The sequence below is a fragment of the Natrialba sp. PRR66 genome (genome assembly GCF_034808065.1).
Lineage (GTDB): Archaea > Halobacteriota > Halobacteria > Halobacteriales > Natrialbaceae > Natrialba > Natrialba aegyptia.
In genome coordinates this window covers 626,414-641,964 of the sequence record NZ_JAXHGN010000002.1, presented here as the reverse complement: position 1 = coordinate 641,964, position 15,551 = coordinate 626,414, and the positions used below count along the sequence as shown (strand labels likewise).

Sequence of the window (15,551 nt, the reverse complement as noted above, 5' to 3'; positions counted from 1 at the left end):
TCAGTGCTACGAACTATGGAAATCGAAATCGCAACAATTGGCGGCTACGAAGAAGTCGGACGGCAGATGACTGCCGTTCGCGCCGGTGACGACGTCGTTATCTTTGACATGGGACTGAACCTCTCGCAGGTTCTGATCCACGACAACGTCGAAACCGAGCGGATGCACAGTCTCGATCTGATCGACATGGGCGCAATCCCGGACGATCGGGTCATGAGCGACCTCGAAGGCGACGTTCAGGCCATCGTGCCCACCCACGGCCACCTGGACCACATCGGTGCCATCTCGAAGTTGGCCCACCGGTACGACGCGCCGATCGTCGCCACGCCGTTTACGATCGAACTGGTCAAACAGCAGATCGAGAGCGAACAGAAATTCGGCGTCGAGAACGACCTGATCAAGATGGATCCGGGCGAGACGATGTCGATCGGCGACTCCGGCAAGGTCGATCTCGAGTTCGTCAACGTCACGCACTCGATCATCGACGCGATCAACCCGGTGCTTCACACGCCCGAAGGCGCGGTCGTCTACGGGCTGGACAAGCGCATGGACCACACGCCGGTGCTCGGCGATCCGATCGACATGGAACGGTTCCGCGAGATCGGTCGCGAGGGCGAAGGCGTTCTCTGTTATATTGAGGACTGTACGAACGCCGGTCGGAAGGGACGCACCCCCTCCGAGAACGTCGCGCGTGAACACCTTCGGGACACCCTCTACAGCATGGAGGACTACGACGGCGGGATCGTCGCGACGACGTTCTCGAGTCACATCGCCCGCGTGAAGAGCCTCGTCGAGTTCGCCGACGATATCGGTCGCCAGCCGGTCCTGCTCGGACGCTCGATGGAGAAGTACTCCGGCACCGCGGAACGACTCGACTTCGTCGACTTCCCGACGGATCTGGGAATGTTCGGCCACCGCAAATCCGTCGACCGCACCTTCAAGCGAATCATGAACGAGGGCAAGGAGAACTTCCTCCCCGTCGTCACCGGCCACCAGGGAGAGCCGCGCGCGATGCTGACGCGGATGGCCCGCGGCGAGACGCCGTACGAACTGAACAACGGTGACAAGGTCGTCTTCTCGGCTCGCGTTATTCCGGAGCCGACAAACGAGGGCCAGCGCTACCAGGCCGAGAAGTTGCTCGGCATGCAGGGTGCCCGCATCTACGACGACATCCACGTCTCCGGCCACATGAACCAGGAAGGCCACTATCAGATGCTCGAGGCGCTCCAGCCGCAGAACATCATCCCTGCCCACCAGGACCTAGAGCACCTGGCAAAGTACATCGACCTCGCCGAGAACCAGGGATACCAGCTCGGTCGGGACCTCCACGCGACGCGCAACGGGAACCTTATCCAGCTTGTCGAGTGATATGACAACCCCCAAGGCACGTGAGGAGGCGGTACTCGAAGCGGTTCGAGAGCGCCGCGAACTGGTCAACGACGCGATTCCCGAAGAGTTACCGATCCAGCGGCCAGAACGGCTCTACGAGGCCTCGCGATACCTCCTCGACGCGGGTGGGAAGCGGTTGCGACCGACCGTCTTGCTCGCAACGGCCGAAGCGCTCGCGGATGTCGAGCCGTTGATGACCGATTATCGGGCGTTCCCGACACTGTCCGGCGAGCCGATCGATCTCATGGACGCCGCCGTCAGCGTCGAGGTCATCCAGTCGTTTACGCTGATCCACGACGACATCATGGACGACGACGACCTCCGACGGGGCGTCCCCGCCGTCCACCGTGAGTACGACCTCGAGACGGCGATTCTGGCCGGCGACACGCTCTATTCGAAGGCCTTCGAGATCATGCTCGAAACGGGCGCGGACCCGTCCCGAATGGTCGACGCACTCGACGTGCTCGCGACGACCTGTACGAAGATCTGCGAAGGCCAGGCGCTCGACGTAACCTTCGAAGAGCGCGAAGCCATCGCCCCCGAGGAGTACCTCGAGATGGTCGAACAGAAGACCGCCGTCCTCTACGCTGCTTCCGCGTGTCTCCCGGCCATCCTCCAGGGTGCAGACCAGGAGACGATCGATTCCCTCTACGGCTACGGGCTCGACATCGGCCGCGCCTTCCAGATCCAGGACGACGTGCTCGATCTCACCGTCCCGAGCGACAAACTCGGCAAACAGCGCGGTAGCGACCTCGTCGAAGAGAAACAGACGCTCATCACCGTCCACGCCCTCGATCAGGGCGTCGCTATCGAGGACCTCGTCGACACCGAGGACGTCGACGCCGTCACCGAAGCCGAAATCGACGACGCCGTCGCCGAACTCGAGGCCGCCGGCTCGATCGACTACGCTAACACCACGGCACGCGACCTCGTCGATCAGGGGAAACGGCGACTCGAGGTCCTGCCGGACAACGAGGCCCGCGAGTTACTCTGTCAGCTCGCGGATTACCTGATCGAACGCGGCTACTGAGCCACCCGATCGGATCCGCGGCTTTTCGAACCGTCGGTACGCGACGATCAGCCGGCGGCGTAGATCGCGTAGTTGAGGGTGAACGCGAACGAGACCCAGCCGAGGTACGGCACGAGTAGCCCGGCCGCCAGCCGATCGAGGCGAGCGAACGCGACGATCGTGCCGACCACCGCGATCCAGAGAGCGCCGATGACGACGAGGCCGATGTCGGGTCGCCGGAGCCCGAAGAACACCGGCGTCCAAGCGAGATTCAACGCGAATTGGACGGCGAAGGCCCCGAGCGCGAGGCCGAGGTCCCGACGGCGGCCGGACCCGAGTTCGCGGGTGCGGCGCCACACGAGAAACAGGGCTAGTCCCATCAGCGTGAACAGGAGCGTCCAGACGATCGGAAAGGCGATCTCCGGCGGATAGAACCACGGCCGATCGATCCAGCCCGTGTCGGAATCGACGAACACCGCCGGTGACGCGCCGAGCGCGTTCACCCCCAGCACGAGTCCGAGCGCGACGAGACCGTCCCGTATCGACGACGCTCTGGAGCGAGACATCATGTTCACACCACTCATTCGTCACGGGGGCAGGTAGCAGTTCCCCTGGCGATCGAGCGGCCGCCAGTCGGCGGATCGACGATCCGCGGGACCGACGGCCGGTCCGACGGACCGACACCGCGAGGGTTTTGGTCCGGGCACCAATACCCCCGAGTAATGAACGACGATCTCCGCGAGCGCGTCGAGCGCGAAGCCGAGAAACACGCGCTGTTAAACGCCGTCAAACACGAAAGCGACGCCAACGTCGGTGCCGTGATGGGGCCACTCATGGGCGACAACCCCGAGTTCAGAGCGCACGCAGACGACATCCCCGGCGTCATCGGCGGCGTCATCGGCCGGGTCAACGATCTCTCGTACGACGACAAACGCGAGCGCCTCGAAGAACTCGCGCCGGATGAACTCGCCGAACTCGAGGCGGAAGACGAGGAGGACGAACACGATCTGCCGTCCCTTCCCAACGTGGACGACGTTGACGAGGTCCGCATGCGGTGTGCGCCGAATCCGAACGGGCCCTGGCACGTCGGCCACGCGCGAATGCCGGCAGTCATCGGCACGTACCGCGATCGCTACGACGGCTGGTTCTGCGTCCGGTTCGACGACACGGACCCCGAGACGAAGCGACCGGATCTCGACGCCTACGACGCGATTCTCGACGATCTCGACTACCTCGGGTTCGAACCCGACGACGTGTATCGAGCCAGCGATCGACTCGAGACATACTACCAGCACGCTCGCGACCTGATCGACATGGGCGGGGCCTACACCTGCTCCTGTTCGGGAGAGGCCTTCTCCGAGCTGAAGAACGCGGGTGAGGCCTGTCCGCACCGCGACAAGGACGCCGACACCGTCCACGAGGAGTTCGAGGACATGGTCGCCGGCAAGTACGAGAGCGGCGAGATGGTGCTCCGGGTCAAAACCGATATCGAGCACAAGAACCCCGCCCTTCGCGACTGGGTCGCGTTCCGGATGATCGACACGCCACACCCCCGCGAGGAGGCAAGCGAGTACCGGTGCTGGCCCATGCTCGACTTCCAGTCCGGAATCGACGATCACCTGCTCGGAATCTCTCACATCATCCGCGGGATCGACCTGCAGGACTCCGCGAAACGCCAGCAGTTCGTCTACGACTACTTCGACTGGGAGTACCCCGAAGTCATCCACTGGGGCCACGTTCAGGTCGACGCCTACGACGTGAAGATGAGCACCTCGACGATTTCCGAACTGATCGACGAGGGCGAACTCGACGGCTGGGACGACCCGCGTGCGCCGACGCTCAAAAGCCTCCGCCGCCGGGGCATTCGCGGCGAGGCCATCGTCGACGCGATGGTCGAACTCGGCACCTCGACGAGCGACGTCGACCTCGCGATGAGCGCCATCTACGCGACCAACCGCGACCTCATCGACGACGAAACCGACCGTCGGTTCCTCGTCCGCGACGGCACTGAACTCGCACTCGGCGGCGAGCCGCCCGCAGAAGCCACTCCGCCGCTCCATCCGGACCACGAAGAGCGCGGCGTCCGAGAAATCCCCGTCGGCGACGCCGTCCTGCTCGAACCGGCTGACATCCCCGACGACGGAACGCGCGTCTGGCTCAAGGGACTCGGCTGCGTCGAGGCCACCGCGGACGGACTCGAGTTCACCGGCGCGGATATCGACGTGGTCCGCGAGGAGGGTGTCGATGTCGTCCACTGGGTCCCGGCGGCCGAGAGCGTCCCGGTTCGACTGCGAACGAGTACGGGTGACGTGTCCGGGCGAGCGGAACCCGGCGTTGCTGAACTCGAATCGGACGAGATGGTGCAGTTCGAACGGGTTGGGTTCGCCCGAATCGATCACCACGATGGCGACGAAACGGTCGCGTACTACACGCACGACTGATGTGACCGGCTGGTCACGATTCTCATCGAGACTGCGCCGGGGCGCTGGTGGATCGGAACGCCGGTCGAGCGCAGCTATCGACGAAAATAGTATCGCTTCGGTTGGGACGATCGCTCGTCGTGTTCGTGTTCGAGTACGGGTGCGGGGCGACGGGAGCGTTATTCGTCGCTCTCGTTGCCGTTCCCCATGCTTTCGTTGCCGTTTTCGCTCTCGTTACCGTTCTCCATACTTTCGTTGCCGTTCTCGGTTTCGTTACCGTTGCCGGTCTCGTTACCGTTTCCACCGCCGTTGCCGCCCGAACCCTGCTGTAAGTCGATCGTTCCGCGCATCTGGTTCTCGTGTGGACGACAGACGTATTCGGCCATCTCGCTCGTGACTTCCTCGATTTCGAGCGTCTGGGTTTCGCCTTCCTCGTTCATCTGCTCGGTGGAGAGGTCGTTGACGACCTCGTCGTTCTCGTCGACGATTTCGAGATTGTGATTGGCCCCATCGCCGTTCTCCCAGGTAATCTCGTAGGACTCGCCTTCGAAGAGGACCAGCGAGGGGTTGGTCTCCCCCTCGATCGGGCTCGGCGAATTCCCTTCCCACCCGCTTGTCACACCGGTGAGTTCGATTTCGCTGACTCCCTCCCACTCGCTGACATCTGTGCCGCCGTTTCCGCCACCATTGCCGCCGCCGTTTCCGCCGCCGTTGCCGCCACCGTTTCCACCGCCGCCGTTATCCGCACAACCCGCGAGAAGACCGGCCGCACCGACGGCACCGGATATCTTGAGGACCGTCCGCCGCGTCGTGGAATCGTTTTCTACCATGTCTCGCCCTACAACACCCACAAGTGTTAAATCAAATCCGGCACACTGATGACTATCTCAGTTTTTTAGACCATATATGGTTGTATTTTTGGACGTTCAATCACGTCCCGAAGAGTCTCAGAAACGACCGTCTGTCACTCACAGAACGACAACCGCGATGAGAAAGCCACAGAGAATCGACACCGTCAACAACACCTGGATCGCCGTCGAGGCCAGAATACCGGCTGTCGCGTAGATCGCTGATTGCGTGCTCCGGTCTAGATCCCCGACTCGCAAATACTCCACAACGAAGACAGTACCGAATAACCCGAACAGTAAGCCGAGCGGACCAGTCACAACCATCAACACGATCCCGACCACAGCAGCGATCCCGGTCGTCACCCAGGAGGCACCGCCCGCTCGTGCCGCGATCGACCCCGCAAAGAGTTCAACAAACAGCGTCACCAGTCCAAGGATCGTGAGGACGGCAAGCGCAATCGGTCCCGGCGCTGTGAATCCGGAGAGCCACCAGTAGAGATACACGCCCGCCAGTGAGAGCGCCCCTCCCGGGACGAGCGGCACCACCGTTCCAAGGACACCGCCGAGGAGCACCGCGACCGCAAGCACGAGTCCCGCATCTACCATACGACACCCAACGGCAGCGAACGGCAAAGCCGTACCGCCATCAGTACTGTTACGGTTGCCGCGTGACCATCTCGTGACATGACAGCACAGACGGCCGATCCGCGCGGTGCGATCATCATCGGTGCCTCCTCCGGTATTGGAGCCGCCCTCGCGCGTGAACTCGCCGCCGACGGCTACGAAATCGGGCTGGCCGCACGACGAACGGACCGCCTCAAAGACCTCGGCGCGTCGCTCCCGACGAAAGCGTACGTCGCAACGATGGATGTCACAGAGACGGACACCGCCCGCGACCGGTTTCGGTCGCTTGCCGACGCGATGAACTCGGTCGATCTCGTCGTCATCAGTGCCGGGGTTGGCGATGCGAATTACGACCTCGACTGGGAAACCGAACGCCGGACGATCGATGTCAACGTACGCGGGTTCACCGCGCTCGCGACGGCCGCAATGGACCATTTCGAGCGCCGGTCGCCCGCTCCGGGTGACCCGGACGGCCATCTCGTCGGGATTTCCTCCGTCGCCGCTCACTTCGGTACCGGTGGGACACAGGCCTATAACGCCTCGAAAGCGTACGTCTCGCGCTATCTCGAGGGGTTACGAAGTCGACAGACCGGTGCCGACACGAACGTGACGATCACGACTATCGAACCCGGATTTGTCGACACTGAACTCTCCTACGGCTCGTTCTGGCAGAGTTCGCCCGAGACGGCGGCGAGCCAAATCGCGGATGCGATCCGTGACGAGCGCGAGCACGCCTACGTGACGCGTCGCTGGCGGCTGGTCGCGTGGGTGTTACAGGTCCTCCCCGGATCGGTGCTCAGACGACTGTTCGCCTGAGTCGTTACTCGGTAGCGAACCGATCTCGAACCTCCAGCGCCGCCGCCGATCCGTATTCGTCCACCAGCGGCTGGAACGCCTCACCGAGTGCCCGCATGCACTGCCCCGCTGAGTGGAACTCGAGCCGATCCGCAACCGTCGACCAATCCGTTCCCTGAAGCACCCGCAAGACGAGCAGCCGCTCTTCGCGCGCGGAGAGGTCGACAGCGTCCGGCTTCGTGAGGAAGTACCGACCCGCGAGTTCACGGAAGGGACCGGGGTCGACATCGAACAGGCCGGGGCCGTAGGCCGCCCCGGCGACGATCCGCCACTCGTGATCGGTGAACTCGAGCGGCGGCGCGGCCTCGGCGGGGGAACTCCGAAGAAGTTCGCGGGCGATGTCAGGGTCCAAATCCGCGAGCGAGTCGGTACAGAGCGCGGGGAATCGGCGGGCGAATCGATCGGCGTGGCGGTCGTAAAGTGCACGGCCTGCGTCGCTCGTCGGATCGAGCATGAGCGCCGAGTACTCGCCGCTCGCGTCGTTGCGCGTCGTCGAGACGTGCAGTGTTCGAAAGCCGTTCTCGCGCCAGAACGAGAGCAGGCCCGGCGTCGCGCCGAAGCCGGTGCCGAGCCAGTCGACGGTCGAACCGAACTCGTCGCTCACGCGTTCGAGCAGGCGCGATCCGAGGCCGCGAGCGCGCACCTCGTGATGGGTCGCGATACGAACGACGCGCACGCCGGCCGGTTCGCCGGCCGCTTCGTCGCGAAGTTGGCTCGTGAGCACGTCCGGGAGCATGTTCCCGCGGATGCGCCCGCCTTCGTACATCATCGCTCGCGTCTCGGCGTCGAGGTCTCCCTCGCGGGCGAGCAGCGCGACACTTACGACGTGGCCGCCGTGAACCAGTGCGCGGGCCTCGAGATTCGGCGCATCGAGCAGTCTGGCCAGGTCGTTCGGCTCGGTGCGGTAGTGAGCCAGGACGAGGAGCCCGAAGGCCTCCCGGAGCAAGCGTTCGTCTGCGAGCAGCTCGTCCGGGTCGAGCCGGCGATACTCGACAGAATCGGGAGTCGCGTCGGCGACGAGCGGAGCCACGGGCGGCCGAGCGTCGAGCAGTAGCGCGCGGAAGGCCCATACCTCGATCGGATCGCCCGCTGCGTAACGGATCGGGTCGGTAAGCGTCCGCTCGGTCACGTCGTGGTCGCTCTCGGCAAGGCGGTCGCGAAACCGCACGGAAAAGCCCCGCCCCGCCCCCTCGTAGCCGTGGATCGTCGTCGCAAACGCGATGCGGTCGGCGGCGAGGAACGACTCGAGCGTCGATACCGGAAGCGCGGCGGCTTCGTCGACGATGACGACGTCCGCCGCCTCGCACTCGCTCGCCGCGGCGGACGGGTCACGGAATCGGACGTGCCCGCCTGAACTCGTCTCGGTCTCGCGAGGGACGCCCTGAGAATCCGCAGCGACGGACGCCTCGGCGTCGAGTTCAGCGACGAGTTCGTTGGCGCGGTCGAACAGTTCGGTCGCGTTAGCAACTGACGGTGCGGTGACGAGCACCGAGTCACCTGCAAGCGCGAAGCAGCCGGCGGCCAGTCCCGCGGCGCTCGATTTGCCGCGACCGCGGTCGGCGTCGAGGACGACGGCTCGGCCGGGTTCGGCGAGCGATTCGAAGGCGGCGAGCCCCTCGACCTGGTCACCGGTGAGACAGGCCTCGTAGGCGGCCGCTGGAAACGCGGCGTCGGGTGGGATACCTGTGGCGGGCGCAGTGTCCGGGGTCGATAGGATCGGCGCGGGGTTCGTCAGGCCATTTGCGACGAGTTCGTCCTTGGCGAGCGCCGCAGGCTCGGCGCTGCCCGTGTCCCCGTCGCTGAACTCGACGACTGCAATGCCGCGGTGCTCCCGGATCGTCTCGACCAGTCGGCGTCTGAACCGGCCGGTCACGTCGTCGATCGTGAAAGGCGGAACAGCCAGCGACTCGTCGAAGCCGTTTCGCCGATCGGGCCACGTCTCGGCTGCAGGCGTGAGCAGGATCAGCAGACCGCCGCCGTCGACGGCACCGACGACCTGGCCGAGCGCATTCGGCTGCAGATCTTCATGTGCGTCGACGATCACCACCTGCCGGGTCGTTCCGAGGAGTCTTCCCGCATGTGGCTGTTCGATCTGCTCGCAGCGAAGCCGATCCTCGGGGCCGACGAGCGTTGTGTCAGTGATGCCGACCGGCAGCGTCGAGAGGATCGCCTCGAGACAGGCATAGCCCCGCTCGCGGTCGCCGCCGAGGACGAGCGCCCGCCGCTCGTTCGTCTCCCGAGCCTCGCGGGAAAGTGAACTCGCGAGGGTGCCGACGTTCATACTCGCGGTTAGGACGCGGACCCGTAATACTGTGTGATTTCGTGCCCGGGCCGACTGTGCGTCGAGGTCACAACCGTCCAGCGTTTTGAACACGCTTTTAAGGGGGGCAACGCTACTGACGTAGTACACCCTACGCGGGGTTGATGATGCTCCTAGCCTTACAGGACCTCCGCCGGGCATTGCCCGGCCTGGGGTCTGGTTTCCGGAGCCGGAGTCGATGCCGAAACCCAAAATCGAACCCGGGACCGGAGTTCGAACCGGATCCTCGAGGGCAGGGGAGCGCGAGCCCACGCGTAGGAGAGGTGAACAACCAATGTCAGTCTACGTCACAACCGACATCCCAGCCGACCTCGCAGATGACGCCCTTGAGGCGCTCGAGGTCGCACGAGACACGGGCCGAGTAAAGAAAGGAACCAACGAAACCACCAAGGCGATCGAGCGCGGCAACGCCGATCTCGTCTACGTCGCCGAGGACGTCTCCCCCGAAGAAATCGTCATGCATCTGCCTGAACTCGCAGACGAGAAGGGTATTCCTGTCGTCTTCATCGAGACGCAGGACGACGTCGGCCACGCTGCCGGTCTCGAGGTCGGCTCGGCCGCCGCAGCGATCGTCGACACGGGCGAGGCCGAAGGCGACGTCGAAGACATCGCCGACAAGGTCGAGGACCTCGACTGAGGTGATCAGAGATGAGTGCTGAAGAGGAAGAAAGCGGCTCCACGCCCGCCGAGGTCATCGAGATCGTCGGCAAGACCGGCATGCACGGTGAAGCCATGCAGGTCAAGTGCCGGATCAAGGAGGGCGAGAACCAGGGACGCATCATTACCCGTAACTGTCTCGGGCCGGTCCGCGAAGGGGACGTGCTCCAACTTCGCGAGACCGCCCGCGAGGCAGACTCCATCGGAGGACAGTAACCAATGGTCGAGAAACGAACCTGCGACTACACAGGCGAAGAAATCGAACCCGGCACGGGCATCATGTACGTCAAGACCGACGGCACCGTGCTCCACTTCGTCGACTCGAAGGCAGAGAAGAACTACAAACTCGGTCGCGAACCGCGCGATCTCGAGTGGACCGAGGAAGGTCGTGCTGGTAAGGGCCCGGCCGACGCCGACACGCCCGCCGGCGAGGAAGCCGACCAGGACGAAGTCGTCGAAGCCAGCGAAGACGAGGACCTCGAGACCGAGTCCGAAGTCGCCGAAGATGACGAAGCGGACGTTCCCGCCGGGGACGAAACCGTCGACGAGACCGAAGCTGACGAAGCCGAGGAGAGTGAAGCCTGATGGGCGACCATGAGCGAACTTTCGTGATGGTCAAGCCCGACGCCTTCGCGCGCGGACTCGTGGGCGAGGTCATCTCTCGACTCGAGGACCGCGGGCTGAAGCTCGTCGGTATCAAGGTCGAAAACATGCCTCGCGACCGGGCGGAAGAACACTACAGCGAACACGAAGACAAACCGTTCTACGACGACCTCGTCGACTTTATCACCGGCGGTCCGGTCGTCCCGATGGTCTGGGAAGGCCAGGATGCAACCCGACAGGTCCGCCAGATGATCGGCGAGACCGATCCGCTCGAAGCCGCGCCGGGAACCATTCGTGGCGACTACGCACTCGACCTCGGCCGCAACGTCGTTCACGCTGCCGACCACGAGGACGAGGGCGCAAACGAACGTGAGATTTCGATCCACTTCGACGACGCCGAACTGATCGACTACGATCAGCACGACGCCACGTGGCTCTACGAATAACGACGACGCCGACCCGTTCGAGTTCAGACGCAGTTTCAGAACTCGGCTGATTTTCGCGGGAACGCGGTCCTTCGTCGATCAGGAACTGTCAACACTGGCGAGCGTAGTCATCGGATCCGAGTTATCTTGCGGCAGCGAGAAAACCCGTGCTTTAGCGCGGGGTTGAATCGCGTTCGTTCGTGTCTCGACTCGACCTACAATGGCCCCTCGGTGTCCAGCGATCTCGCCCCTTGGAGTAACATCCCTTTCCAGGTGAGACCGTGCGCGTCCTTGATTTCGCTTAGGCGGTCGTACTCATCTTGATCTACTTCGATATTCAGGTTGGGCATCTACATACATGGTTATCTTTCAGTTATCTTTAACTATTACGCTCTCGCACTCGTAGTTGTGACGGCAACCGCCACGAAAACGCTCGAAGCCACGCTTGCTCCGCCCACTACGGGCAAAGAGCAACGTCTTGAGCGTACCGTGGCGACCTACCGTCGCGCCCTCTCGGACGCCTTCGAGAGTGGCGCGGATACGCAGACAGCAGTCAACAACGTCGTTACACCGTACGATCTCTCAGGACACGCGAAAAACGCCCTTAAGAGCTACGTTCCAAAACTCCGAAAGACGTACAACGCTTCTGAGATCAAGGATGACCACCCGGTTCGGTTCACGAACCAAGGGTGGAATATCGACCACTCCGACGAGCGAACGTACGAGTTCTGCTGGCGCGTTCCACAGGCCGGGCGTGGCAATGCCTTCTGGATCCCCCTTCGGATCAACCCCGAACAGGAATCACTCTGGTTCGACTTGCTCGACGAGAGTGCGACAGTCGGTGAGTTCCGACTGCAACAGAACCGCACGAACTGGGTGTTGCACGTCACTGTCGAGTACGAGGTAGCCGAACCGGAAACACCGGACGACCCGACTCGAATTGGCTTCGATATCGGCGAGTCCAAGCTTCTGACGGGCTGTGCCTGTCAGAACGACGCTCCGATCCAGCCGTACATCTACGACGGCGCTCGTGCTCGAGCACTCCGTAAGGAGATGTACACCACTCTGAAACGCCTTCAGGAACGTGACGCCGCCGAGTGGCGAATTGATGAACGCTTTGACCACTACCAGAACGCGCTCACGGATATCGTCGAGAAAGCATCTCGCGAAGCCGTCGAGTACGCCGCGTCTTTCGAGGACCCGGTGATCGTACTCGAGGACTTGTCGTACATCCGCGAGAATCTCGACTACGGCAAGTATATGAACCGGCGCTTGCACTCGTGGGCGTTCGCTCGGCTCACTGACCGCATCGAGGACAAGGCCCTCGAATCGGGTATTCCGGTCAAGTTCGTGAACCCGCGCTACACGAGCCAAACGTGCCACTCCTGTGGCCACATCGGCCGTCGGGGGTCGCAAGCCGAGTTCAAGTGCACGAACCTGGAGTGTTGGGTCACGGAGTATCAGGCGGATATCAACGCGGCCGCGAATATCGCCGGTCGCGTTGACCCGTGGGGAGAGAGCGTTCCTTGGGAACTGGAGCGCGATGACTCGCCACAGGACGGGAGCCGTTGTGACACGGCCACAGGACACCGCACGCCGAGTCGGCAATCCCGACAGACGACGCTTGCGGCCTTCGAGTCCTGAAACCTCCGATGCGAGGATTCCCTTGTAGGAAGCCCCGCCCTTTAGGGCGGGCGAGGATGTCACGAGTCTAGCGCTCACCTGCGGGGAAAGAGGGGTTCTACTCGAGACGTTCACACAGGAATTTAGTCCAACGTATGGTACAGGTAGACGTAACATCTAATGTGCCGGCTGCAGTATAGGCTCGTGGTGGTTTCGAATGGTAATATACGGTAGGTGGTCTGTGGATGCGTGAAACAGAGCGGGAGTCGACACAACGAGCAGTCGAAGCGACGCCATCGCTTGATCGCGTATTCGATCTGCTGTCAAACCGGCGGCGTCGATACGCGCTGTATACGCTGTACGAGCAGCCCGACGGCGTCGCAACGATCGACGAACTCACGGATCGCGTGTGTGCGTTCGACCGACAGTTCGCGCCGTCGGAGACGGCAGCCGACGACGACTTCCAACAGGTCGTTCGAACGGAACTGCAACACATCCACCTCCCAAAGTTAGCGGATGCGGGTGTTCTTGAACAGGATCAGCGTACTGAGACGGTTCGTTACTGGTCCCAACCCACGTTGGAGGAGTGGCTCGAACACGCGTATCACAAAGAACAGCGATCGTAGTTGCGGACGGCCTCACCCGGGAGATCCAGCGCCAGCACTGAACCGCTGAACGCTGCTGAAAGTTTTAACACGATACTCGGTGTCAACGCAACTGGACTCGGACGCAACAGTACGCGGACGAGAACTGTGCGCTATGATACCCCCTCATTCCGGTACGCGTTCCAGGAATGAACTGCTATCATACACAGGTGTTATCCATGACTGATCACGAGCTCCCCCCACTACCGTACGATTACGATGCACTGGAACCGTCGATTTCCGAGCAGGTCCTCACCTGGCACCACGACACGCACCACCAGGGCTACGTCAACGGCCTGAACTCGGCGGAAGAAGAACTCGAACAGAACCGCGAGGACGGTGATTTCGAGTCGACGCCCGCAGCGATGGAGAACGTGACCCACAACGGCTGTGGGCATTATCTGCACACGCTGTTCTGGGAGAACATGTCCCCGAATGGCGGTGGCGAGCCCGAGGGAGACCTCGCTGCCCGCATCGAAGAGGACTTCGGGTCCTACGAAGCCTGGAAGGGCGAGTTCGAAGCCGCCGCGGGCGCTGCCGGTGGCTGGGCGCTACTGGTGTACGATCCGGTTGCAAAGCAACTGCGCAACCTGAAAGTCGATCGTCACGACCTCCACGCGCTCTGGGGTTCCCATCCGATCCTTGCACTGGACGTCTGGGAACACTCCTACTACTACGATTACGGTCCGGACCGTGGCAGTTTCATCGACGCGTTCTTCGACGTCATCAACTGGGAGTCGGTCGAAGACGAGTATCAGACGTGTCTTGACCAGTTCGAATAATCGCTGAACCGCCCAGCGACGGCGACGATTCCGACTTCTTTCGGCGACCTGACCCAGCGGTAGTCCGCTGTTTCGGCGCGAACTGGAGCCGGCCGGGTCAGGCCATGCAAGCGTAGTCCGAGATCGAACGATTTAGGCGTCCGAGCGCGGTATCTCCGAGTATCATGCCCGTTTCGAAATCCGAGTTCGACAGTCTCCCCCCGTGTGACTTCTACACCCCCGCGGAACTGCTCGAAGCGGACCAGATGTACACCGTCTACGAAATCGCCCGCATGCTCCAGGGACTCGAACCCGACGCGGAGATCGAGCAAGAGACCGAAGCCATCCTGCTCGACTGGGCCATCCCGTGGATCATGACCAACGCAGCCGAACTCGTGGTCGCCGAGCCACGCAGCGAGGACGAACCCGGCTACTACGGGCTGAAAACGGACGAGTAGATGATTCTCCTCGTCGTCGGGACCGACCGGGTCGACGCCGGCAAGACCACGTTCTCGGTCGGCCTGCTCGAACGAACCGGTGCCCGCGGCTACAAACCGCGCGCCGGCAACGACTTCTGGTTCGACCACGACGATTGCCGGCGCGCACTCGCCGAGAGTCGACTCTACGGCAAGGACGCGTATCGACTCGCAAGGGCGGAGGAACGCGGTCGCACGCCCGAACGGCTCAATCCAGTCCACCGCCTCTGGCGACCGACGCCCGGCGGCGGAACCGGGCTCCTCGGCCAGCGCGACCGCGAGTTCATCGTCGACCGTCTCGGACGGGGCGAGGACGCGACGTTCGTGCGCAACGCAACCGCCGACGTGCCGCCGGCGGTCGCCGAGGCGCTGCCGCTTGCGGATGCGATTCCCGTCGAGAGCGTCGACGAGTTCAACGACCTCGCCGAACGGCGCTACGTCCCGGCGTTCGCCGAACTCGCAGACGAACTCGAAGCCGCGGAGGTCGCCGTCGTCGAGTCTTACAGCGATATCGCCCAGCCGTTGCAGTCGCTCGATCCGGCGGCGGTCACCGCGGTTGCGGCCGTCGAACCGGGTCGCGCGCGGATCTACCCGGGCGATCGGTACTGTCGCGCCTGCGAAATCGCGAGTTCGAGTCCGAGAGACGGCGCGCTCGAAAAGCGGGTGCCGGACGTCCTCGAGTATCTCGACCCGATCGACCGGGTGCGACTCCCGCCGCTCGGGAGCGACGACCGGCGCGATCCTGCCCGAATCGAGGACGCGTACGCGGCGGCCTACGACGCGGTGCTCGCTGCGGCTCGGCGCGCGGGAACGGCGGACTAAGCGACTGTACCGTCGCGTTCGCTCGCCTACTGATGTCGAGGAAGCGAACGATGCGCTTAAAACCACGCAGTGGAA

General features: G+C 63.2%; 17 protein-coding genes. 13 read left to right on the top strand and 4 right to left on the bottom strand.

Going from position 1 to position 15,551, the window contains the following annotated elements; genetic code table 11:
• Nucleotides 1-15: 15 nt before the first annotated feature.
• Both SM755_RS09300 and SM755_RS09295 read left to right on the top strand, forming a co-directional pair.
• Nucleotides 16-1,368: a ribonuclease J gene (locus SM755_RS09300; RefSeq protein WP_323172403.1), complete on the top strand. Its 1,353-nt coding sequence runs from the start codon at nt 16-18 to the stop codon at nt 1,366-1,368.
• A 1-nt stretch (nt 1,369) separates the two neighbouring features.
• Nucleotides 1,370-2,419, top strand: a complete 1,050-nt coding sequence (locus SM755_RS09295; RefSeq protein WP_323172402.1) for a geranylfarnesyl diphosphate synthase — start codon at nt 1,370-1,372, stop codon at nt 2,417-2,419.
• Nucleotides 2,420-2,466: 47 nt separating this feature from the next.
• On the opposite strand, the gene SM755_RS09290 is transcribed toward SM755_RS09295, so the two are convergent.
• Nucleotides 2,467-2,964 carry a TspO/MBR family protein gene (locus SM755_RS09290; protein WP_323172401.1) on the bottom strand — a complete coding sequence of 166 codons (498 nt, stop codon included), beginning with the start codon at nt 2,962-2,964 and terminating at the stop codon, nt 2,467-2,469.
• 156 nt (nt 2,965-3,120) lie between these two features.
• Here SM755_RS09290 and SM755_RS09285 point away from each other — a divergent pair, with 156 nt between their 5' ends.
• Nucleotides 3,121-4,839 carry a glutamate--tRNA ligase gene (locus tag SM755_RS09285; protein ID WP_323172400.1) on the top strand — a complete coding sequence of 573 codons (1,719 nt, stop codon included), beginning with the start codon at nt 3,121-3,123 and terminating at the stop codon, nt 4,837-4,839.
• 158 nt (nt 4,840-4,997) lie between these two features.
• Here the strand turns inward: SM755_RS09285 and SM755_RS09280 are convergent, their stop codons facing one another.
• Both SM755_RS09280 and SM755_RS09275 read right to left on the bottom strand, forming a co-directional pair.
• Nucleotides 4,998-5,648 (bottom strand): plastocyanin/azurin family copper-binding protein, encoded by a 651-nt coding sequence (locus tag SM755_RS09280; protein ID WP_323172399.1) that lies wholly within the window; start codon nt 5,646-5,648, stop codon nt 4,998-5,000.
• Nucleotides 5,649-5,786: 138 nt separating this feature from the next.
• Nucleotides 5,787-6,272: a DUF456 domain-containing protein gene (locus tag SM755_RS09275; RefSeq protein WP_323172398.1), complete on the bottom strand. Its 486-nt coding sequence runs from the start codon at nt 6,270-6,272 to the stop codon at nt 5,787-5,789.
• A gap of 78 nt (nt 6,273-6,350) precedes the next feature.
• Between SM755_RS09275 and SM755_RS09270 the strand changes: the two genes are divergently transcribed.
• Nucleotides 6,351-7,106 carry an SDR family NAD(P)-dependent oxidoreductase gene (locus tag SM755_RS09270; RefSeq protein WP_323172397.1) on the top strand — a complete coding sequence of 252 codons (756 nt, stop codon included), beginning with the start codon at nt 6,351-6,353 and terminating at the stop codon, nt 7,104-7,106.
• Between the two features lie 4 nt (nt 7,107-7,110).
• Here SM755_RS09270 and tmcA read toward each other — a convergent pair whose 3' ends face one another.
• Nucleotides 7,111-9,426: a tRNA(Met) cytidine acetyltransferase TmcA gene (gene tmcA, locus SM755_RS09265; RefSeq protein WP_323172396.1), complete on the bottom strand. Its 2,316-nt coding sequence runs from the start codon at nt 9,424-9,426 to the stop codon at nt 7,111-7,113.
• Nucleotides 9,427-9,739: 313 nt separating this feature from the next.
• Between tmcA and rpl7ae the strand changes: the two genes are divergently transcribed.
• From rpl7ae to SM755_RS09220, 9 genes are all read left to right on the top strand, one after another.
• Nucleotides 9,740-10,102 (top strand): 50S ribosomal protein L7Ae, encoded by a 363-nt coding sequence (gene rpl7ae / locus SM755_RS09260; protein ID WP_006108361.1) that lies wholly within the window; start codon nt 9,740-9,742, stop codon nt 10,100-10,102.
• 11 nt (nt 10,103-10,113) lie between these two features.
• Nucleotides 10,114-10,338 carry a 30S ribosomal protein S28e gene (locus tag SM755_RS09255; RefSeq protein WP_006064297.1) on the top strand — a complete coding sequence of 75 codons (225 nt, stop codon included), beginning with the start codon at nt 10,114-10,116 and terminating at the stop codon, nt 10,336-10,338.
• A 3-nt stretch (nt 10,339-10,341) separates the two neighbouring features.
• A complete protein-coding gene (locus tag SM755_RS09250; protein WP_006666054.1) occupies nt 10,342-10,707 on the top strand; it encodes a 50S ribosomal protein L24e in 366 nt (121 codons plus the stop codon).
• On the top strand, nt 10,707-11,171 hold the full coding sequence (ndk, locus tag SM755_RS09245) for a nucleoside-diphosphate kinase (protein WP_006666055.1): 465 nt from the start codon (nt 10,707-10,709) through the stop codon (nt 11,169-11,171). Before SM755_RS09250 ends, ndk begins: the two co-directional genes overlap by 1 nt.
• Before the next feature lie 387 nt (nt 11,172-11,558).
• On the top strand, nt 11,559-12,794 hold the full coding sequence (locus tag SM755_RS09240; RefSeq protein ID WP_323172395.1) for a transposase: 1,236 nt from the start codon (nt 11,559-11,561) through the stop codon (nt 12,792-12,794).
• Nucleotides 12,795-13,018: 224 nt separating this feature from the next.
• Nucleotides 13,019-13,399, top strand: coding sequence for a hypothetical protein (locus SM755_RS09235; RefSeq protein WP_323172394.1), 381 nt, complete (start codon nt 13,019-13,021; stop codon nt 13,397-13,399).
• A 197-nt stretch (nt 13,400-13,596) separates the two neighbouring features.
• A complete protein-coding gene (gene sod / locus SM755_RS09230) occupies nt 13,597-14,199 on the top strand; it encodes a superoxide dismutase (protein WP_006824740.1) in 603 nt (200 codons plus the stop codon).
• Between the two features lie 164 nt (nt 14,200-14,363).
• A complete protein-coding gene (locus SM755_RS09225) occupies nt 14,364-14,636 on the top strand; it encodes a DUF5827 family protein (protein WP_323172393.1) in 273 nt (90 codons plus the stop codon).
• A complete protein-coding gene (locus tag SM755_RS09220) occupies nt 14,637-15,476 on the top strand; it encodes an ATPase (protein ID WP_323172392.1) in 840 nt (279 codons plus the stop codon).
• Nucleotides 15,477-15,551 lie beyond the last annotated feature (75 nt).